15 protein-coding genes are annotated in these 19,920 nt (G+C 68.9%); 2 read left to right on the top strand and 13 right to left on the bottom strand.

All coding sequences use genetic code 11. From position 1 onward, the window contains the following. Positions 1–76: 76 nt before the first annotated feature. The 13 genes from AACX88_RS00725 to AACX88_RS00785 all read right to left on the bottom strand — a co-directional run bounded on the left by AACX88_RS00725 (position 77) and on the right by AACX88_RS00785 (position 17,289). Positions 77–1,234, bottom strand: a complete 1,158-nt coding sequence (locus tag AACX88_RS00725; protein ID WP_339391540.1) for a Gfo/Idh/MocA family protein — start codon at positions 1,232–1,234, stop codon at positions 77–79. 29 nt (positions 1,235–1,263) lie between these two features. Next, positions 1,264–2,532 (bottom strand): ABC transporter ATP-binding protein, encoded by a 1,269-nt coding sequence (locus AACX88_RS00730; RefSeq protein WP_339391188.1) that lies wholly within the window; start codon positions 2,530–2,532, stop codon positions 1,264–1,266. Further along, positions 2,529–3,569, bottom strand: a complete 1,041-nt coding sequence (locus AACX88_RS00735) for an ABC transporter ATP-binding protein (protein ID WP_339391189.1) — start codon at positions 3,567–3,569, stop codon at positions 2,529–2,531. Before AACX88_RS00735 ends, AACX88_RS00730 begins: the two co-directional genes overlap by 4 nt. Further along, a complete protein-coding gene (locus AACX88_RS00740) occupies positions 3,566–4,459 on the bottom strand; it encodes an ABC transporter permease (protein WP_339391190.1) in 894 nt (297 codons plus the stop codon). Before AACX88_RS00740 ends, AACX88_RS00735 begins: the two co-directional genes overlap by 4 nt. Then, complete coding sequence (locus tag AACX88_RS00745) at positions 4,456–5,379, bottom strand: ABC transporter permease (protein ID WP_339391191.1); 924 nt, start codon at positions 5,377–5,379, stop codon at positions 4,456–4,458. Before AACX88_RS00745 ends, AACX88_RS00740 begins: the two co-directional genes overlap by 4 nt. Further along, positions 5,379–6,578 carry an ROK family transcriptional regulator gene (locus AACX88_RS00750; protein ID WP_339391192.1) on the bottom strand — a complete coding sequence of 400 codons (1,200 nt, stop codon included), beginning with the start codon at positions 6,576–6,578 and terminating at the stop codon, positions 5,379–5,381. Before AACX88_RS00750 ends, AACX88_RS00745 begins: the two co-directional genes overlap by 1 nt. After that, positions 6,568–8,154 (bottom strand): peptide ABC transporter substrate-binding protein, encoded by a 1,587-nt coding sequence (locus AACX88_RS00755; RefSeq protein WP_339391193.1) that lies wholly within the window; start codon positions 8,152–8,154, stop codon positions 6,568–6,570. The genes AACX88_RS00750 and AACX88_RS00755 overlap by 11 nt, the downstream gene beginning before the upstream one ends. Before the next feature lie 276 nt (positions 8,155–8,430). Next, positions 8,431–9,594: an MFS transporter gene (locus AACX88_RS00760; protein WP_339391194.1), complete on the bottom strand. Its 1,164-nt coding sequence runs from the start codon at positions 9,592–9,594 to the stop codon at positions 8,431–8,433. Further along, positions 9,591–10,910, bottom strand: coding sequence for a Wadjet anti-phage system protein JetD domain-containing protein (locus tag AACX88_RS00765; RefSeq protein WP_339391195.1), 1,320 nt, complete (start codon positions 10,908–10,910; stop codon positions 9,591–9,593). Before AACX88_RS00765 ends, AACX88_RS00760 begins: the two co-directional genes overlap by 4 nt. A gap of 51 nt (positions 10,911–10,961) precedes the next feature. Then, positions 10,962–14,429 carry an ATP-binding protein gene (locus AACX88_RS00770; RefSeq protein ID WP_339391196.1) on the bottom strand — a complete coding sequence of 1,156 codons (3,468 nt, stop codon included), beginning with the start codon at positions 14,427–14,429 and terminating at the stop codon, positions 10,962–10,964. Then, positions 14,426–15,265 carry a DUF4194 domain-containing protein gene (locus AACX88_RS00775; RefSeq protein WP_339391197.1) on the bottom strand — a complete coding sequence of 280 codons (840 nt, stop codon included), beginning with the start codon at positions 15,263–15,265 and terminating at the stop codon, positions 14,426–14,428. Before AACX88_RS00775 ends, AACX88_RS00770 begins: the two co-directional genes overlap by 4 nt. Beyond that, on the bottom strand, positions 15,262–16,725 hold the full coding sequence (locus AACX88_RS00780) for a DUF3375 domain-containing protein (RefSeq protein ID WP_339391198.1): 1,464 nt from the start codon (positions 16,723–16,725) through the stop codon (positions 15,262–15,264). Before AACX88_RS00780 ends, AACX88_RS00775 begins: the two co-directional genes overlap by 4 nt. A 162-nt stretch (positions 16,726–16,887) precedes the next feature. Next, complete coding sequence (locus AACX88_RS00785; RefSeq protein WP_339391199.1) at positions 16,888–17,289, bottom strand: MmcQ/YjbR family DNA-binding protein; 402 nt, start codon at positions 17,287–17,289, stop codon at positions 16,888–16,890. Positions 17,290–17,388: 99 nt separating this feature from the next. On the opposite strand from AACX88_RS00785, the gene AACX88_RS00790 reads away from it, so the two are divergent. Both AACX88_RS00790 and AACX88_RS00795 read left to right on the top strand, forming a co-directional pair. Further along, positions 17,389–18,396, top strand: coding sequence for an asparaginase (locus AACX88_RS00790; RefSeq protein ID WP_339391200.1), 1,008 nt, complete (start codon positions 17,389–17,391; stop codon positions 18,394–18,396). A gap of 190 nt (positions 18,397–18,586) precedes the next feature. Further along, a complete protein-coding gene (locus AACX88_RS00795) occupies positions 18,587–19,912 on the top strand; it encodes an MFS transporter (RefSeq protein WP_339391201.1) in 1,326 nt (441 codons plus the stop codon). The last annotated feature ends 8 nt before the right edge of the window (positions 19,913–19,920 follow it).

Below are 19,920 nucleotides of genomic sequence, written 5' to 3' on the forward strand. Positions count from 1 at the left end.
CGTCCACCCGCAGATCCCGGTGGGCAACGGGTGGGCAAAGGACGCAGAGGCGGGACGAAGGGCAGCCCCGGCCCCCTCAGGCCTGTCCGCGCTCGAAGTAGTCGACGATCTCCGGGTCGAGCTGTGGGATGGGCAGCGCCGAACCGCCTCCGCGCAGGGACGCCGTCGCTTGGAACCCGACCGCCACGGCTTCGCGGGCGGCCACCGGCGAGGTCTCCGTCGTCCCGCCGTCGCGGGCGAAGCGGAGGAACTCCCCGATGAGGTTCGGGTCGGCCCCGCCGTGACCGCCTTGCTCGCCGGCGACCCTCACGGTCTCGTCCGGCGGGGCCGACCCGTCGTGTCTGCGGTCCCAGATGCCGATGGCATCGCCGTCGTCGTCGCCGAAGTTCTCGATCCGCCCGCGAGTGCCGATGACCGTGTAGTTGCGCCAGTAGTCCGGGGTGAAGTGGCATTGTTCGTAGCTCGCGAGCACTCCGTTGCGCAGGGTCATGTTCACCTGCGAGACGTCCTCGACGTCGATGACTTCGCTCAGCCCCGTCTGCGTCTCCGGCGGCCAGGTGCCGACGTCGAACCACTCCCCCATGCGCCGCTGCGAGTTGTCCGCCCGGTCGGCGATGTCGCCGTAGACGGTGAGCGCTCCCATCGCCGCCGTCGAGCGCGTGAACGCCCCGGCCAGCCAATGGATGACGTCGATGTCATGGGCGCCCTTCTGCAGGAGCAGCCCCGTCGACTTGCTGCGGTCGGCGTGCCAGTCCTTGAAGTAGTAGTCCCCGCCGTTGCCGACGAAGTGCCGACACCACACGGCCTTGACCTGCCCGATCCGACCGGAGTCGATGATGTCCTTCATCGTCCGCATCGCCGGCATGTGCCGCATGTTGTGCCCGACGTAGAGCCGGGTGCGGGTGCGTGCGGCGGCCGCGAGGATCGCGTCGGCATCCTCGATCGTCGTCGCCAGCGGCTTCTCGCAGAACGTCGGGATCCCCGCCTCGAGGCATGCGATCGCCACGGGGGCGTGCGCGAAGTCAGGGGTGAGGACGAGGACGGCGTCAATGCCCGAGGACAGCAGCTCGCCGAGGCTGTCCGTGACCGTCACCCCGGGGATCCGCGCGGCGGCGTCCCGGCGTCCGCGTTCGCTGATGTCGCAGACGATCGTCACCTCGTGCCCGTTCTCGGGTGCGTGCGCGTACCTGGTGAGGCTGGCCCGCAGACCGAACCCGACGATCCCGATCCTCATCGTCGCCTGCTGCGTTGTCGTCGTCGTTCTCACCGTGTCTCCTCCGGGGTCGTCGTGGGGTGCGCTGTCGTGGTCAGGGAGAGTGCGGCGGGGACCTCGGCCGCGAAGTGGCAGGCCGCAGTGTGCGTGCCGGCCGGCTGTGCTGCGGTCGTTCCCGCCGAGGCGGTGCTCGAAGCGTCTCTCGCCGAGGCGGACCCGGAGTCCTCCCCCGCCGAGGCGGTCCCGGAGTCCTCCCCCGCCGAGGCGGTCCCGAGTTGAGCGCTCTCCCCCGAACCCGCGTCGTCCGGCCGCCCGGACCCCGAGCTCCTGCCCGCGATGGTCACCGGCTGCGGCACCGTCGTCGCGCAGATCTCCGTCGCCATCCAGCACCGGGTGCGGAAGCGGCAGCCCGAGGGCGGGTCGATCGGCGAGGGCGGGTCCCCGCTGAGGACGACATGCTCGCGCTCGATCCCGCGCCCGGTCCGCAGCTCCGGCGCCGCGGAGAGCAGCGCCCCTGTGTACGGGTGGGAGGTGTTCTCGTAGACCTCACGGGTCGGCCCGGTCTCGACGACCCGACCGAGGTACATGGTGAGGATCCGGTCGGACATATGTTCGACGATCTGCAGGTCGTGGGCGATGAAGAGGTAGCTCATACCGAACTCGCGCTGCAGGTCGGCGAGCAGATTGACGATCTGCGCCCGCACGGACACGTCGAGGGCCGAGACCGCTTCGTCGCAGACGAGCAGCCGCGGTTCGAGCGCGATCCCGCGGGCGATGCCGATGCGCTGCTGCTGGCCGCCGGAGAACTGGTGCGGCAGTCGGTCGGCGTGATCGGGGTTGAGTCCGACGAGTTCGAGGAGCTCGCCGACCTTCGCCCGCCGCCGCTCCGGGGAGACGAGGCCGCGATGGATCTCGAAGGGCTCGCCGACGATCCTGCCCACCGTCTTGCGCGGGTCGAGCGAGGCCGACGGGTCCTGGAAGATCAGCTGGATGTTCCGCCGCATCTCCTTCCGCTCGGCCTTCCCCAACCGGGTGACGTCCTCACCGGAGAAGAGGACCTGCCCGGAACTCGGGGCTTCGAGGCCGGAGACGATGCGGCCGAGCGTCGACTTCCCGCACCCGGACTCCCCGATGACCCCGAGGGTCTCCCCGTCGCCGAGGCGGAGGCTGACATCGTCGAGGGCGCTGACGATCCGATGCGGTCCGATCGGCAGGGGGCGCTTGAGCCGGTAGGTCCGGCTGACATGGCGGAGTTCGAGCAGCGGCGTCGCCGCTTCCGCAGCTGTCGCGGTGCGCGTGTGCGTCATCGTCGTCGTCACAGGAGTGCCACCCTCTCACTCAGCCAGCAGGCGCTCGTCCGGCCCGGTCCCACCGGTTCGCGGGCGGGCAGCTGACTGCACGCCTCGGCGGCGAACTCGCATCGCGGTGCGAACGCGCACCCGGCGGGCAGGTTGAGCAGGTCCGGCGGGGCGCCGGCGATCGCGGGGATGCGCTCCCCCTTCGCCACCTCGGCGCCCATCGACCGGGCCAGACCCCGGGTGTAGGGGTGGGACGGGGAGGCGAGCACCTCGGCGGTGGGACCGCTCTCGACGATCCGGCCCCCGTACATGACGATGACCTCATCGGTGACCTCTCGGACGACGTTGATGTCGTGGGTGATGAGGACGAGGCTCATCCCGCGGGCCCGCTGCTGTTCGCGCAGCAGGTCGAGGATCTGGGCCTGGACGGTGACGTCGAGGGCGGTCGTCGGTTCGTCGGCGATGAGGACGTCCGGGTCGAGGGCGAGCGCCATCGCGATGACGATGCGCTGCCGCATGCCCCCGGAGAACTGGTGCGGGAAGTCCCTGGCCCGGGCCTCGGGGTCGGGGATGCGCACCCGCCGCATCATCTCCACCGCCGCCGACTTCGCGGCCTTCCGCCCCATCCCTCGGTGGACGCGGTAGAGCTCCGCGATCTGCCGCCCGACGGGATGGACGGGGTTGAGCGCGGAGAGCGCATCCTGGAAGACCATGCTGATCGTCGAGCCGATGACCGACCGGCGGGTGCGTTCGGGCATGCCGATGAGCTCCACCTCGCCGAGGCGGACCGACCCGGATCTGATGTGTGCCGGCGGGGTGGGCAGGAGTCCCATGATCGCCGAGGCGGTCACCGACTTCCCGGACCCCGATTCGCCGAGGATGCCGACCGCCCTGCCCGCGGGCACCGCGAAGTCGACGGAGTTGACCGCGCGCACGGTGCCGCGGGCGGTCGCGAACTCGACGACGAGGTCGGAGACCGTGAGCGCGGGGGACATGGCGACGCCGGGCGGAAGAGTGGACGGATTGGGGGCGGTCGCCTCGGCGAGGGGATCGGTCATCGGCCCTCTCCCTTCGGGTCGAGTTCGTCGCGCATCGCCTCACCGAAGAGGACGAACGCGAGCACGGTCACGGACAGGAAGACGGCGGGGAAGACGAGCAGGTGAGGCACGGTGGAGATGTACTCGCGGGCCACGGAGAGCTGGAGTCCCCACGACACCGACGGCGGGGTCAGCCCGATGCCGATGAACGTCAGGCCCGCCTCGGCGCCGATCGCCCCACCGATGCCCAGGGTCTGGAGGACGAGGAGCGGAGTGAGGGCGTTGGGGACGATGTGGGTGAAGATCAGCCGGGAGTCGCTGCCGCCGAGGACCCGGGTGGCCTGGACGAACTCGCGGTCGCGGATCGAGAGGACGGAGGCGCGCATGAACCGCACGCCGCCGGGCCACGCGAAGAGGGCGAGGGCGAAGGCGACGGTGAGGATCGAGCGTTCGGAGAAGAGCTGGAGGATGACGATCGCGGCGAGGATGAACGGCAGACCGAAGGCGATGTCGCAGACCCGGGAGATGATCATGTCGACCCAGCCGCCGTAGAACCCGGCGAGGGCTCCGAGGACCGCGGAGACGACGAACGAGGCGACGGAGACGAGGAGGCCGACGACGATCGAGGCGCGGGCGCCGTAGATGACGTTCGTGTAGTAGTCGCAGCCCTGCGGGTCGTAGCCGAACCAGTTCTGCGCCGAGGGCGGGAGGTTGCTGTTGAGGATGTCGCAGCCGGTCTGCGGGCCGGGACCGAACCCGGTGAAGATCTGCGGGAACGCGGCCATGAGGATCATCATGAGCACGAGGCTCGCGGAGATGACGAGGCGGGGCCGGCGCAGGAGCCTGCGCATCCGGGTGCCCTTGAGCGTGGTCTGCTTCGAGACGGGAACGGCGGTGATCTGCTGGGTCATACTCGCACCCTCGGGTCGATGAGGCCGTACATGAGGTCGACGGCGAGGTTGAACAGGAGATAGGCGATGACGAGGAAGGTCGCGATGCCGACCACGGTCGTGCCCTCCTTGTTGTTGATCGCAGCGACCATGAGCTGCCCGATGCCGGGAATGTTGAAGATCGCCTCGATGATCACGGTGCCCCCGAGCATCCCGGCGAGGCTGAGTCCCAGGTACGTGGACACGGGGATCATCGTGTTGCGCAGGGCGTGGCCCCAGATGCGGCGTTCGGGGCTGAGCCCCTTCGCCATGGCGGTGCGCATGTAGTCGGTGCGGAGCACGTCGACGAGGCTGGTCCGGGTCAGCCTGGCCAGTCCCGCCGAGGATTCGACGGCCATGACGAGGGCCGGGAGGATGAACGCCATCGGCCAGCCGGCTCCGATGCCCGCCGGATCGACCCAGTTGAGCCTGATCCCGAACAGAGTCTGGGCGCCGAGGGCGACGACGAAGCCGGGCACGCCGATGAAGAACACCGTGAAGAAGAGCGCGAAGTGGTCGGCGGGACGGTTGTGCTTGAGCCCGGAGTAGATGCCGATGAGCAGGCCGATCGCGAGTTTGAGCACCCACGCGGTGAGTCCGAGCTGCAGGGTCACCGGGAGGCGTTCGGCGATGAGCCCCGCCACGGGACGGCCGAAGAGGTCGATGCCGAGGTTGCCCTGGAGGAGCCCGAGCATGTACTTCCCGTACTGGATGAGGAACGGGTCGTTGAGGTTGTAGGCCTCGCGGATCTGGTTGACCGTCGAGGCCGGCAGCGGCCGCGACCCGGTGATCGCGGCGATCGGGTCGCCGGGCATGAGGAAGGTCAGCGCGTAGATGATGAAGGTCGAACCGATGACCACGGGGATCATCTGCAGGACCCGACGCACGGTGTAGGCGAGCATCAGGCCCCCTGGACCACGGTGTCCGCGACGAGGGCGAGCGGATCGTCGAGGACCCTGGCCACCATCGTCGCCGCCGCATAGAGGGTGAGGTTCATGAGGTGGCCGTTGGAGACGACGACGCGCTCGGCGGCATCGGACCCGATGACGGACTCAGCCCCCACCCCGACGCGGATGTCCGCGAAGTGGGCGGGCACCTCGGCGGGGGAACCGGCGATGACGAGGCGGCCGGGATCGTCGAGGTCGAACAGGGCGGCGGCCATGCAGCTGATCGCGCGGTTGCGTTCGACGATGAGAGCCGCGGCCGTGGCATCCCCGGCCGCGGCCGCGTCCACGAGGCCCTCGAGGGAGCTGATCGTCGACAGCCCTGCGTTCCGGGCTTGGGCGATGAGGCCGTCGTCGCTGGCCGCGGCACCGAAGCACCCGGTGCGGCCGCAGCGGCACGGCACGTTCGAACCGGGGACGACGAAGTGGGCGATCATCCCCGCCCGGTGGGTGGCGCCGCTGCGGATCGCACCCTGCCGGACGCTGATGCAGCCGACGTCGGAGGCGACGGCGAGGAGGAGGAAGTCATCGGTCTGACGGCCCACCCCGTAGAGCAGTTCCCATTGAGCTGCGGCGCGGACATTGTGCTCGAAGACGACGGGTCCGGTGAGCGCCTGCCGGAACGGGGTGAGGACGTCGAGGTCGGACCAGCCGGCGCTCGGCTGGTCGACGACACGGCCTTCGCGCACATCGACGTGACCGCCCGTGGCGATCCCCGTACCGAGGACCTCCCCGGGTGCGCGAGAGGCGAGGAGCTCCTGGGCGGCAAGGACGACCTTCGCGATCGCCGCAGGCCCGTCGAGGTCGACGTGGGGCACGAGCTGGGAGGTCCGCTCCGTGCCGTCGAGGCCCATGATGCTCAGACCCGTCACCCGCGGCCCCAAGTGGATGCCGAGGACAGACCGGGTCTCCGGGTCGACGGCGAGCGGAACCCGGGGCCTGCCCAGGCTGCCCGACTTCGAGTCGCGTCCGTGGAGGAGGCCCGCGTCGATGAGCTCTCCGGTCAGGTTCGTCACGGTCGGGGCGGAGAGTCCCACCTCTTTGGCGATCTCGGACCGGGAGCGGCCGGGGTTGAGCAGCACGTGGCGGAGGATGAGGCCGGTGTTGCGCTGCTTGAGTCCGATGAGCGGTTCCCGGCCGTCGGTGTCAGCAGGCATAGCCGGCCCGGTAGAACTGGATGTCGCCCTGGACTTCGTTCATCGCCGCGCACTGGGAGCGCAGTCCGTAGTCCTTGGGGATGAACAGCGGGACGGCGGGCAGGTCGGCGAGGATAAGCTCCTCGGCGTCGGCGAAGAGCTGGTTGCGCTTGGCCGGGTCCTGTTCTCCGCGGGCCCGGGTGAGGAGGTCGTCGACCTTCGGATTGCTGTACTGCGTGACCTCGTTGCCGTCACCGCCGGTCTGATACTGGCTGAGGAACTGGTCGGGGCTCTTGTACGTCCAGCCCCACAGCCCGTAGGTCGCGCCTTCGAGCTTGCCGGTGGTCCGCTTCTCCGAGAGCTCGGTCGGCAGGACGGGATCGAGTTTGACCTCGATGCCGAGGTTGTCCTGGATCTGGCGGACGACGGCCTGGATGACCTGGTCGCTGCCGCCGCTGGCGTAGGAGATGGTCAGAGTGCCGGAGAAGCCGGACTTCTCGAGCAGCTGCTTGGCCTGGGCGGGGTCGAAGGTGCACGATTCGCAGGCACCCTGCTGGTAGGCCTCGAGGCTGGGCGGCAGCAGCGAATCGGAGGGCTGGCCCTGGCCTTTGAGGAGGGCGTCGACGATCTTCTGCCGGTCGATCGACATCGACACGGCCTTGCGGAAGTCGGGGTCCTTGTACTCCTCGAGGTAGTCGGGGAACTGGAGCGAGTACTGCTTGCTGCCGGTCTTCACCTCGTAGATCGCGTCCTCGCCGACGTCGTTCTTCGCCTTCTCGACGATCTGCGGGGTCGTGTTGCGCATCATGTCGAGGTTGCCGGCGGTGAAGTCGGTGTAGGCGGCGTCCTTGGCGGTGTAGATCTTCGCGACGAGTCTGTCCGCACCTCCGGAGAACGCCTGGCCGCCGGGGAAGTCCGCCCACTTCTCGAGTTCGACGGCGACGCCGTTGTCCCACGAGGCGAACTTGTACGGTCCGTTGCCGATCGGGTTCTTCTCATACCCGTCCGGGTCGTCGAACGCGGCCTGCGGCAGAGGGCAGAGCGGGTTGGTCGACAGGAGCATCGGGAAGTCGGAGTTCGGGGCGTCGAGGGTGACCTCGATGGTCTTCTCATCCGGGGTCGTCACCCCGGAGAGCTCCTTCGCCTTCGGTTCGCCCTCGGCGGGATTGAGGTCCTCGTAGCCGACGAACGTCGTGAACGAACCGTTGCCCTGCCATGCGTTGGGCCCGTACGCGGTCTTGTTCCACGCGTCGACGTAGGAGGAGGCGGTGACCGGGGTGCCGTCCTGGAACGTCCACCCGTCCTTGAGGGTGATCGTCCACTTCGTCGAGTCCTCGGATTCGACGGATTCGGCGACGAGGGGTTCGTAGTTCTGCGTCTCGACGTTCATCTCCATGAGGTTCGCGCACAGCGCCATGCCGATCTGCGAGCCGGGTTCCTTCTGCGGGAGGATCGACTTCGGTTCGCTCGTGTTGAACGACAGCGATCCGTCGCCGGCGGGTGCCGATCCGGTACCGCCCGATGCGCATCCGGAGAGGATCAGGCTCGCCGAGGCGGCAAGGGCAGTGAGGGTGAGCAGGTGACGTGTCGTCGTCATTGACGTTTCCTTCGGTCCGTTCGTCTGTTCGTCTCTGAACTCGGCCGGCTGTCCCCGGTCCGGGCGGTGCGAGGTGGTGCGACGTGGTGCGCGGTGCTTGCTGGTGCGTGGTGCTCGCTCGTGCGGCGTGCTTCTCGCTGGTGCGAGGCGCGGAGTCCGGCGCATGCGCTCAGGCTCAGCGTGGCGGCCGTCACAGCCGCTTGAAAAGTTAGTTTATCTATTGAAAAAACAAAGTCAACAGCGAATTTCGTCTGTCTCTCAGGCTGAGATGGCGGGTCACGTCCGCGCGGAGAGCACGGTCGCGGCGGTGAGGAGTCCGGCCATCGTCACGGCCATGAGCGAGTAGCTGCCGAGCACCTCGGCGAGCGCGGGACCGGCCACCGGGGCCAGGGCAGTGCCTGCGGTGATGGGGGCGACGAAGACCCCGTTGATCGCCCCGAAGTGGGTCGTCCCCCAGCGGTCGGCGACGGCGGTGGCCTGGAAGAGCGTCATGCAGCCGCGCACCCCGCCGGTGACCATGGCGATGCCGATGATCAGCCAGACCGGGCCGGGGACGAGGGCGATGAGCCACAGTCCGAGCGCCCCCGAGGCGAAGAGGATGACGGTGCGCGTGCGCGCCGAGGTGTGCCGCTCGATGCTCGGGTAGCCGAAGCGCCCGGCGACCTGGCCGAAGCCGACGAGGCCGAGCGCGAACGCGGCCAGCCCGTATGCGGCGCCGCGTTCGGTGAGCACGGGGATGATGTTGATCGTCACCGCGAACAGGGAGAACGTCGCCGCCGCGACCGCGAGCTGCAGGAGGATGAAGCGCGGTGCCCGGGTGACGGTGCGGATCTCCGCCCGGGTCGGCCTGCGGGTGGTCGCGGCCGCCGTGTCCGTCCAGGCTCGATTGAGGAAGAGCAGGTGCAGGGGCAGAGTGATGAGCCCGAGCAGCGCGGCGAGGACTACGTAGGTCGGTCGCCAGCCGAGGGAGTCGATGAGCCAGGCGATGAGCGGGGCGAACACCGTTGAGGCCAGTCCCCCGACGAGCGTGATCGTCGTCAGCGGCTTGACCCGCTGCGTGCCGTACCAGCGGGTGACGACGGCGAACGCCGGTGGGTAGAGCGTCGCGGCCTGGGCGAATCCCGCGAGCGCCCAGGCGAGGAAGAACACCGGCAGGTTCGGGGCTGCGGCGACGAGGAGGAGCGCGAGCACTCCGATGATCGCGCCCGTGCTCATGATCCACCGCGGGCCGTGGGCGTCGAGGAGCCTGCCCACCCGCACCCCGGCGAGCGCGGAGACGATGAGCCCGACCGTGAGCGCACCGGTCACCGCCGTGTGACTCCATCCCGTGTCATCGGAGATCGGGGTGACCGCGACCGGCAGGGAGTAGTAGAGCAGCCCCCAACTCGTCAGCTCCGCGAGGCAGAGTGCGACGAGCCCCCCACGCGGACGGTCCGTCACCTGGCCTCCCCCGCCGAGGTGGTGCCGTCGACCTCTCCCGTCGAGGCGGTGCCGGGGTCCGATGTCCCCGCCGAGGTGGTGCTGGAGGGGGCACCGGGACTGTCGACCGCCTCGGCGAGGGAGGCCAGGGCGGTGGCCCAGGGGATGCGCTCCTGTTCGAGGCGGACATCGCCCTCCGCCCGGATCCGGGCGAGAGCCCGGTCCTCGGAGCCGTTCAGACCGCTCAGGCGCCCGGTGTGCGGGCGGGGTTCGCCCACCCACAGGTCCCGGTGGTCAAGGAGCGTCGTTTCGTCCATGAGCGCCGAGGCGGCGGCGGGCAGATGCGTACGCAGGCGGGCGAGGATCGCGAAGCCGTGGCTGTCGAGATCTCCCCAGTAGATCACCCGGGTCGACGCGACCCAGCCGAGTTCGGCGACGGTGTCGACGGCGTAGCCGGAGCCGTGGATGACGACCGCGCCAGGCCAGGCGGGCATCGCGAGCACGGATTCGAGGTTCTCGAAGACGAAGACGACCTCGGGTGAGAGGTCGAGGGCGTCGAGGTCGCTGACCGCGGCGGTGATGTCGGTAAGCCCGTGCGGGGCCAGGTGTTCGTCGAGGATGCGCATCCGGATCCGGGGTTCGGCGTCGAGGACGTCGAGCGCGGCGGGGCACCCGGAGGCCGTGAGGAGAGCGGTGACGAGGCTGCGGTGGGCTTCGAACCACTTCGAGTCGACTCCGCGGATCGGCAGCTGGCGAGGGCGCAGGCGGCCCACGGGGTGGGCGCGCAGCCAGTCGACGACGTCGATGAGCGTGGTGAAGGCCTCATCGTCGAGGCCGAGGATCCGTTTTCCGTGTGCCCGGATCGCCGAGGCGAGCGCCTCGGTCTCCCCGAATCGCGCGCGCATGATCGCGGCCCGATCGCGCAGGCACCGCCACCGGCGGGCCGGGTCGCCGCCGACGAAGCCGGCGACCGCCTCGGCGCCGGACAACCGCAGCCGGAGGGGAACCTGCTGGCGTCCGACACGTGCCCAAGATCGTGCGGCCCAGTCGACGCGCACGCCGGTGGTGGTCGAGGGCTCAGTGTTTGGGGACTCGGGGTTTGGGGACTCGGTGCTCGATGATCCGGTGCTTGGGGATTCGGGCCCGGCGATCGCGCGCCAGCTCGCCGCCCATGCGGCGGCCGCCCGCTGATCGGCGAGGACCTGGGCCTCCGTCGGCGGGTGGAGGGCGATGTCGATGCCGGCCGCCTCGGCCGGTCGTGCCGCCCACACCGCCATGGCCGCGGTCAGCTTCGAGCGGGCCTTCGCGCGCGCCTCGGCGACGGCGAGCATCGTCATCGGCTCATCACCGTCCCGTGCTCACACGGTCTCCGGCCGGGCATCGCCCGGTCACCCGGCCTCGGCGCTCTCGGCCGCCGCAGTGCTCTCGGCCGCCGCAGCGCTCTCCGTCGCCGCAGCGCTCTCCGTCGCCGCAGCGCTCTCCGTCGCCGCAGCGCTCTCCGTCTCGTCCCAGACCATCGTCGCCGTCAGCGTCTTCTGGCGGCTGGGGTTCTCGATCGACGTCGCCGCCCCGACGTAGGGTTCGATCGTCTGGAGGAGCTTCTGCGGGGTGGCGAGCACCATGTGGAAGCCGAACTCGATGAAGATGTCGAGCGCCATGCGGGTGTAGCGGGTGTCGGCCTTGTCGAAGGCCTCGTCGAGGATGATCGTGCCGTACTTCGAGATCGCTTCGTCGGGGTCGGCGAGCTGGTAGCGCAGGGCCGCGGCGAGGCAGAAGATGACGAGCTTCTGCTGCTGACCGCCCGACATCGCCGCCCCCGAATCGTAGGTCGCGTGGGCGCGGCCGTGGTCGTCGATCTCCTCGGCGAGGAAGCTCACGTGCAGGCGGGTGTCGAGGCACTGGGTGCGCCACACGCGGTCGACGTGCTCGCTCGAGGCGAAGCGGCGCATCACCTCGGCGAGCGTGGAGTACTTCTCCTCGGCGGTGTCCATGTCGTCCTCGGCCCAGCTGCCGCCGGCGATCGTGCGGAGGTCGGCGATGAAGGCGTTGACGGTCTCCGATCTGCGGGTCTTGACCTTGAGCCGCAGGTAGCGGTCCTCGTCGAACTGGGAGCGCAGGAGCGAGGAGTTGATGGGCGCGACCCGGTCCTCGATCTCGTGCGGGGCGGCGTAGATCTCGTTGAGGAGTTCGCCGATGAGGTCGCGGGAGCGTTCGCGCAGGAGGTCGCGGAAACGGGTCTCGTGGTCGGGCAGACCGTGGGCGAGGATCTCGTCGAGCATCGCGATGTAGTCGTGCCGGTCGGCGACCTCGGCGGTGAGCTGCGAGGTCACCGAGGGCCAGGCAGCCTTGAACTCCGCGGCCAGGCGGGTCACGGTGCGTCCCGCCTCGCTCGAAGCGGCCTGGGCGCGGTCCTTCTCCGCCTGCAGGGACTGCGAGACCTGTTGGCCCACCTCGGCGAGCGCCTCCCGGCGGATGCTGCGCTGGACTGTGCGGAAGCGGGCGTCGAGGGCCTCGGCGAGCTCGGGGGCCACCTCGGCGATGCGACCGGCTTCGATGCCCTCGGTGAGGCGTTCGATGGCAGCGCGCAGGGTCGTGATCTCCTCATTCGCCCGGCGCAGGGCGTAGTCGGCGTCCCGTGATGCGGCTTCCGCGGCCTCTTTGGCGGCTTTGGCTTCGCGTTCGGCGCCGATCGCGCGCTGGAGGTCGCCGTCGGCGTCCTCGAGTTCGCTCAGCTGCTTCTCGAGGGCGGCGATGACCGCCTCAGCGCCGGCCCGGTCGACGTCGCGCCAGGACTGTTCGCGGATACCGGCGAGGATGCCCTTGCGGCGGTTGGCCTGCGCGGTCTCGGCGGTGGCGGCGCGGACGATCTCCTCGGCGTCGGCGAGTTCGGCCTGCGCCTCGCGGAGGGAGTCGATGAGGGCTTCGAGTTTGGCTTCCCGGTCGCCGAGCACCCATTGGCTGCGGTCGTCGATGCGGCGACGGTCGTCCTTCTCGTACCGGGTGCGGGAGGTCTTGACCTGCCCGGCGAGGGTGACGGCGCGGGCGTGGTCGTCGAGTTCGTCCGGACGATCGACGCACGCGAAGTCGAAGCGCTCCGACAGCGTCGAGCGCACCCACTGCCCGAATCCCGAGTCATCGACGTCGACCTTGTTGACCAGGGATTTCTCACTGCTCGCGGGGCGCGGCTTCGGGGCTTGGGCGGGGATCTCCTCGAACACGAGGCGGCCGCGGATGCGGTGGGCGTCGACCCATGAGCGGACGGCGGAGAGGTTCTCACTGCGGACGAGGACGGTCAGGGCCAGCGGGCGGAGCACACGTTCGATCGCGCCCGTCCACTTCGCGTGCGCGGGGTCGACCTCGATGAGTTCGGCGGCGAAGGGCAGGGCCTTCTCGCTCAGTTCCGTGCCCTCGGCGATCTCCCGGCGGATCGTGAGCAGGGCCTCGGGCACGGTCGATCCGGACCGGCGCAGCGAGTCGATCTCCGTCTCGATGTCCTTGACTCGACGGCGGGCTGCGGAGAAGCGGTCGTGGTCGGCGTGGCTGGGGCCGGTGTCCGGGGCGTCCTCGTCGAGGGTCGCTGTGATCTGGTCCTTGAGTTCGGCGAATTCCGCCGCCGAGGTGGGGGCCTGGTCGATGCCGGCCTGCTCGAGTTGGCGGGCGAGGCCGGCCCACCGGTCGGCGATTGCGCGCCGGTCGGTTTCGGCTGCTGCGATGCGCTGCTGGAGGTGTTCGGCTTCGGAGCCGCCGAGTTCGAGGGTGGCGCGGCGGGCGAGGTCGTAGTCGTCGACGGCCGCGGTGTGGTCGCGTTGGGCGCGGTCGGCTGTGACTTCGAGTTCGACGAGGTCACGGCTGCGGGTGGTGAGGTCGGTGCGCAGCAGGTCGAGTTCGCGGCGCTTCTGGTAGGGCAGGAGTGCGTCGTTGAGGGCGACGGCCTTCGCCTCGGCATCGTGGGCGGAGTCGAAACGACGGGCAGCTTCGCGGAGGTCGAGGAGGTGATCACGTTGGCGACGGAGTTCGACGACGTGGTCGTGGGCGTCTTTGAGGTCGCCGAACTGGCCGACGGCCGTGTCGGCGAGGGCGAAGGTGTTGGGCGGTTCGAGCATGTGGTCGCGGAAGAGCCGGTCGAGGCTGTCGAGGCTCTTCGCCGACTGCGTCTTGTGGAGGAGTTGGAGCGCGGATTCGCTGGCCATGCCGAAGACCTTGCGCATGCGGGCGTAGAACTTCGCATGCGCACCGTTGGACGTGATGAGCGCGTCGGGCCGGTCGGTCTTGAGTCTGCGGGTCTCGAGTCCTGTGCGTGCGTACTGCTGGAGGTCGGCGAGGTCGAGTTCGGCGCGTTCGAGGATGCAGACGTCGCCGAGGTCGGCGGTCTTCGTGCTCGAGCCCTTGATGAAGAAGAGGCGGGCCAGGGTCAGGGGGCGGTCGGTGCCGTTGTCATACCGCAGGACGATGCCGCTCCACGTGGCGCGGGGGCGCAGGTACTTGCTGACCACGCGGTCCTCGTCGGCGTCGGCGGTCCGGGTCCAGGCGCCGCGGACGTAGCTGACGAGGCTGCGCTGGTCGATGCGACTGCCGGCGGTCTGGGCGGCGACGTTGAAGCGCAGCCACTTGTCGGGGGTGAGCACAGCTGCGATGCCGTCGAGGAGGGAGGACTTGCCGGAGCCGGAGGGTCCGGTGATGAGGTGGCCCTGGTGGGAGACGGGGATCCGGTGGATGTCGGAGTCGAAGGTGCCCCAGTTCGCGATCTGGATCTCCGAGAGGCGCCACTGGCTGCCGACGTCAGGCCGGTGCGCGCCGCGAGCACGGGCCTGGTCGGCGATGAGGGCGGCGTCGAGCGGGAAAAGGGCCTCGGTCATGCGTCGTCCTCGGGGGTGTCGGCGGAGGTGACGGGGTCGGGTGCGGGTGCGTCGGCGGGGTCGGTCGCCTCGGTGGGATCGGTCGCCTCGGCGGGATCTTCAGCGTCGGTCGGCGCGGTGCCGGCAATGCGTTCGTAGACGTCAATGAGTTCGCGGACCTGGTCCTCGTCGATGAGGAACTTCACCATGGGCGAGATCTCGAAGCGATCCTCGCCGGCTTTGTGGAGGACGCGCAGGCGGTTGCTCATCCGGCCCCACGCGCCGTTGAGGTTGCGCACGAAGGTCGATTCGTCGCCGGTGCGGTAGATCGCCAGGCGTTCGTAGACCTCTTCGCGGTCGACGATGACGCGGCGCTCACCGGGAGCGGCGAGGAGCAGCTGGCGGAGGACAAGGAGCATCGCGGTGTCGAGGAAGGTGAGCCGTTCGCTGCGCACGGCGGCGGGCACGTCGAGTTCGTCGGTGACGACCTTGCGGGTGAAGGCGAATTCGTCGACCTTGTCGATGACGAGGTCGAGGAAGAGTTCGTGGAGGCGGGAGCGGACGATGCCTTCGTCGGCGACGAGCGCCGCCCACAGCTGCGGGCTCTGAGTGCCCGAGACGTAGGGGCCTTTGAGGAGTTCGAGGATGACCCGGCGGGTGTTCTGACCCAGGGTTCCCGTGTCGCCGGTCCACAGCGCGCTCGGGTTGCCGTGTGCCTGCCAGTCGTCGGCATCGGACGCGCCGGCGGCCTGGCCTGTCGTGGCGGTGGGCGCCTCAGCGAGGGGAGCCGCGGTCTTGGGGGTCTCGGCGATGGGGGTCGCGGTATCGGGCACCGCGGTCTCGGGGGTCTCGGTCATAGTCGGATGCCTTCGGTGAAGTGGTGGCGGCGGATGACGGCGCTGCGTTCGATCCCGTCGATGCCGGCCCAGACGATCTGCTCACGGGCGTCGGGATCGACGGTGCCGTAGGTGCTCGCGAGGGAGAGCAAGCCGACGACACTCGCCAGACCCTGGGTGGCGGGGAAACGGTGGAGCACCTCGGCGACGGAGATGCTCCCGCTGCCGTCGAGGGCGGCGTTGACGTTGTCGGTGAGCTCAGCGAAGTCGATCTCGGATTCGCGGGCGATCGCGATGAGCTCGGCGAAGTCGATCACCGACTCCCCCGCCTCGCCGAGTTCGTCGCCGGCGTCGAATTCGGCCGGATCGTGGAGGATGACTTCGCCGAGGCTGCCGAGGGGAACGCTCGAGAGTTCGAGGTCGACGTCGAGGTCGTCATAGGGCTTGCGGTGCTCGGCGACGGGCGCGGCCGCGGCGAGTGCGTCCTGGATGAGGGTGCGCATGACGCGGTCGCGTTGGAATTCGTGGGAGTGGACGTAGCGGCGCAGGCCGCGGGCGAACTCGGAGAGGATGTCGGAGACCTCGCGGGAGCCGTCCTTCATCTGCCGCATGAGGGTGCGCAGGGAACGGCGGGTCTCCGGGGTCAGGGCTGCGGAGAAGTCGCGGTCGAGGATCGCGGCGATGTCCTCGTCGAAGGCGGCGGCCTGCTCGGGGTCGCGGACGAGGGCGGAGAAGGCGGAGAAGGTGCGGCCCTCGTCGGAGGATTCGATGAGGTCGACTCCGCGGAAGACCTCGTCGAGGACCTTCGACTGGGAGCTCTCGGCGGAGAGGATCGAGATGCGCAGGTCCTGGTTGAGTTCTTCGAACCGGGCGCGCACGCGCGCGAAGTCGGCCGGCAGGCCACCGGCCTGCTGGAGGATGTCGGCGACGCGTTCGTTGGCGCGGCGGCGGTCGAGAACGAGCGAGCGCGGGTCGCCGCGGCGCACGCGGGCGATCTCGGCGTCGATGCGGTCGCGTTCGGCCCGCAGGGAGGCCAGCCGCCGTGAACTGTCGGGGTCGGTGTCGATCGCGAGCTGCCGCACCGCCTGCGCGAGGCTGACGAGGCGGGACTCGGTGGCTGTCTGCGGCGGGGTGCGCAGCTGTTCGAGCATCCTGATCGCGTCGAAGCCCGCGGCCGTGAGTTCGTACGTCTCGCCTCGGGCCGCAGTGGCGGGCCGGCGCACGAGGATCCCCGCCTGGCGCCAGTCGTCGCAGTACGCCTTCGCGGTGCGGGTGGCCTGCGGAAAGTGGTCGCGCAGGTCTTCGAGGTCGGCGTCGATGCTCTCGTGGAGGTCTTCGGTGGGCGTGCGGGTGCCCGGTCGCCCGAGGTGGGCGTCGAGGGTCGCGGCCATGACCGGAAGGTGGTCAGCACGGAGCATGCGCAGAGTCGCGTTCGACTCGAGCAGTCGCTTGTAGGCGAGTGCGGAACTCAGGGCTGACATGCCCTCCATTGTCGTGGTCGTCAACGGGCGGCGCCAATTCGGGGTGGCGTCGGCTTGGCGTTCAGCTATTCGACGACTCCAAGCGGGTTCTCTCGTCTGACTCTGCTCAGTTCACTCTCCTTCCCGACACACTCCCCTTCCCGCCTCGCGTTTCTTCTCGACTCACTCTCCTTCCCGACCGCCGAACGTCGCCGGGTCGACCGGGCGGTCCTTGATCGGCAGCTTCGCCACGACAAGGCAGTAGGACTCGAGGACCAGGTTGTGGAGAAGGTCGGCGTCGAAAGCCGAGGCCGGGTCACCGCTGCCGGACACGGTAATCCAGTGCCGCTTGTTCATGTGGTAGCCGACGACGATCTCCTCGTAGGCGTCGCGGAGGACTTCGCCGTCGAGCGGATCGATCTTGAGATTCATGCACGGGACGCCGAGCCGCTCGTACTGCATCATGAAGATCTTCCCGCGGACCTTGTAGACCGTGTGCTCGGGACCGAAGGGGTAGACGATCTCGACAGACGGGTACTGCAGCGCCTGGTCGTGAGCGAGCCTGAGCACGGTGTCCGGATCCATGTGGGGATGCTAGCAAGCGGCACTGACGCGGCATCGCTCCACCGGACGGAGCCCTGGTCACGCGGGCCGCCCCAGACAGATCTCGCTAGACTCGGGGCCATGCCCGACACCGCATCCACTCTGCCTCCTCACCTGCTCATCGCTGCCCTCGGCGGGACGATCGCCTCGACCGCCGACGGCAGCGGCGGGGTCGCTCCGGCGCTCAGCGGCGCGGAAATCGCCGCGGCTGCCGGGCTCGACCGGATCTGGCCGGATCTGCAGACGGACTTCACGCAGGTCGCGCAGGTCTCGAGCGCGAACGTCACGCTCGAGATGCTCTTCGACGTCGTCGAGCTCGCGCGGTCGACGGATGCGCACGGCATCGTCCTCACCCAGGGCACGGACACGCTCGAGGAGACGGCGTTCGCGCTCTCGGTGCTCAATGATTCCGGCGTTCCGATCGCCGTGACCGGGGCGATGCGCAATCCCACTCTGCCCGGCGCCGACGGTCCCGCGAACGTCCGTGCTGCCGCGCTCACGGCGCTCTCACCGTTGGCCCGGCACCTGCCGGCCGCTCTGGTGTTCAACGATGAGGTCCACGATCCCCGACATGTGCGCAAGGCCCACGTGTCCTCGACGGCGGCGTTCACCTCGGGGCCCGTGCTCGGGGCGATCGGCTGGATCAGTGAGGACGTCGTCCGCCTCCCCCACGCACCCCAGCAGAGTCTCAGCGGCTCTCCGTTCGCCGGCCGTGACCGTCCGGAGTCGTTGGCTCCGGTGGCCCTCGCCGAGGTGGGACTCGGGGAGCCGGCGGAGACGTTCGACCGCCTCGGCGAGGCCGGATTCGCGGGTCTGGTCATCGCCGGAGTCGGCGGCGGGCACGTGCCCGAGCATCTCGTCCCCGCGGTCACCCGCCTCGGCGCGCAGATGCCCGTGATTCTCGCCTCACGACCCGGGGCGGGGGCGAGCCTGACGAGGACGTACGGCTACGTCGGCGGCGAGATCGGCCTGCTCGAGGCCGGGCTCATCCCCGCGGGTGTCCTTGATGCGAGGAAGGCGCGGATCGCCTTGACCCTGGCGCTCAGCTACGACCTCGATCCCGCGGAAGTATTCGCGCACTTCGCGTGAACCAGGCTCCTCGCTGAAGGCGCAGAGCACTACACGATATCCATCGCCCGTCCCCGGAAGAACCGAAACACCAGCACCATCCGAAACAAGTGCATTCACACATCTTCACAACTTCTAACATCTCATGACATACTCTTTCATGATGGTGTGTCACAAGGCACAGTCAGAAGACAAGGAAGTCGAGCATCGGATGACCGCAATCCCCGCACGCACAGTGCCCACCCGCAATTTCTTCGGCTTGTCCAGTTCCCTGTTCTGGGGATATGTGGCAATCGCATTCTTCATGACAGGCGATGGCCTCGAACAGGCATTCCTGTCCGACTATCTCGTCAATGCCGTCGGCTTCAGCACGGATCAGGTCGGAACGATCTTCACCGTGTACGGGCTCATGGCGGCGATAGCTGCCTTCGCCTCCGGCGTCCTCGCCGAATACTTCGGTCCACGCCGAGTCATGGCACTGGCAGTCGTCGCCTGGATCATCTTCCACATCGGATTCCTCCTCTTCGGAGTCATGCAGGGCGACTACGTCATGACCCTGGTGCTCTATGCGATCAGGGCGTTCGCCTATCCGATGTTCGTCTACGGCTTCGTCGTCTGGATCTCCTATGCGGCTCCGTCGAACCGGCTCTCGTCGGCGATGGGATGGTTCTGGTGCTTCTATTCGCTGGGCGTCGGAGTGTTCGGTTCCTACCTGCCCAGTCTCGTCATCCCCATCGTCGGCGAACTTCCCACACTGTGGAGCTCGATCGGCTTCGTCTTCGTGGGCGGGCTCATGGCCGCATTCCTGGTCAAGGGTCGCGGACCCGACCACTCAGGCCCCCGCACGTTCGGAGGACTCGGAAGAATCCTCGGCGAGACGATCGCCATGCCGTTCCACAATGTCCAGCTGGCCTACGGCATGGTCCAGCGCATCATCAACCAGATCTCGCTCTATGGTTTCATCGTCATGCTGCCCATCGTCTTCGTCCGTGACATCGGCTTCGCACAGACGACCTGGCTGCAGCTGTGGAGCCTCGTCTACCTCGTCACGGTGTTCACCAACCTCATGTGGGGCGTCCTCGGCGACAAGATCGGCTGGGTGCGCACCATCCGCTGGTTCGGTGCCATCGGGATGTTCGCGGCGACCCTTCTCATGTACTTCGTTCCGAAGCTCTTCGGCCCCAACCCCTGGCTCGCAGCGATCGCTGTCGTCGTGTTCGGATTCGCGATCGCAGCTTACGTTCCGCTCTCGGCACTCATGCCTGCGCTCGACCCGCATCGGCGCGGAAATGCGGTAGCCCTGCTCAACCTGGCGGCGGGTCTGTCGCAGTTCGTCGGGTCACTCATCGTCACCCTCCTGTGGAGCACGATCGGCACCACCGGGACCGTCATCGCCCTTGCCTGCACCTACCTCGTGTCGTTCGCCCTGAGCTTCCTGCAGAAGGTCGACCAGAATTCCCTCACCAAAGCGGACGAGGAGACGGCTGCGGCACTCACAACAGCCGAGCCTCCGGAATCGGGAGCACCGCGTGCCTGAGTCCGAGT

It is taken from the genome of Brevibacterium metallidurans (assembly GCF_037101285.1).
Classification (GTDB): domain Bacteria; phylum Actinomycetota; class Actinomycetes; order Actinomycetales; family Brevibacteriaceae; genus Brevibacterium; species Brevibacterium metallidurans.

What these genes read in the sequence shown, in the direction of transcription:
- AACX88_RS00790 (WP_339391200.1), top strand. Translation starts at nt 17,389, where the DNA reads ATGCCCGACACCGCATCCACTCTGCCTCCTCACCTGCTCATCGCTGCC.
- AACX88_RS00775 (WP_339391197.1), bottom strand. Translation starts at nt 15,265, where the DNA reads ATGACCGAGACCCCCGAGACCGCGGTGCCCGATACCGCGACCCCCATC.
- AACX88_RS00735 (WP_339391189.1), bottom strand. Translation starts at nt 3,569, where the DNA reads ATGACCGATCCCCTCGCCGAGGCGACCGCCCCCAATCCGTCCACTCTT.
- AACX88_RS00770 (WP_339391196.1), bottom strand. Translation starts at nt 14,429, where the DNA reads ATGACCGAGGCCCTTTTCCCGCTCGACGCCGCCCTCATCGCCGACCAG.
- AACX88_RS00740 (WP_339391190.1), bottom strand. Translation starts at nt 4,459, where the DNA reads ATGACCCAGCAGATCACCGCCGTTCCCGTCTCGAAGCAGACCACGCTC.
- AACX88_RS00725 (WP_339391540.1), bottom strand. Translation starts at nt 1,234, where the DNA reads ATGAGGATCGGGATCGTCGGGTTCGGTCTGCGGGCCAGCCTCACCAGG.
- AACX88_RS00765 (WP_339391195.1), bottom strand. Translation starts at nt 10,910, where the DNA reads ATGACGATGCTCGCCGTCGCCGAGGCGCGCGCGAAGGCCCGCTCGAAG.
- AACX88_RS00795 (WP_339391201.1), top strand. Translation starts at nt 18,587, where the DNA reads ATGACCGCAATCCCCGCACGCACAGTGCCCACCCGCAATTTCTTCGGC.
- AACX88_RS00750 (WP_339391192.1), bottom strand. Translation starts at nt 6,578, where the DNA reads ATGCCTGCTGACACCGACGGCCGGGAACCGCTCATCGGACTCAAGCAG.
- AACX88_RS00755 (WP_339391193.1), bottom strand. Translation starts at nt 8,154, where the DNA reads ATGACGACGACACGTCACCTGCTCACCCTCACTGCCCTTGCCGCCTCG.
- AACX88_RS00745 (WP_339391191.1), bottom strand. Translation starts at nt 5,379, where the DNA reads ATGCTCGCCTACACCGTGCGTCGGGTCCTGCAGATGATCCCCGTGGTC.
- AACX88_RS00785 (WP_339391199.1), bottom strand. Translation starts at nt 17,289, where the DNA reads ATGGATCCGGACACCGTGCTCAGGCTCGCTCACGACCAGGCGCTGCAG.
- AACX88_RS00780 (WP_339391198.1), bottom strand. Translation starts at nt 16,725, where the DNA reads ATGTCAGCCCTGAGTTCCGCACTCGCCTACAAGCGACTGCTCGAGTCG.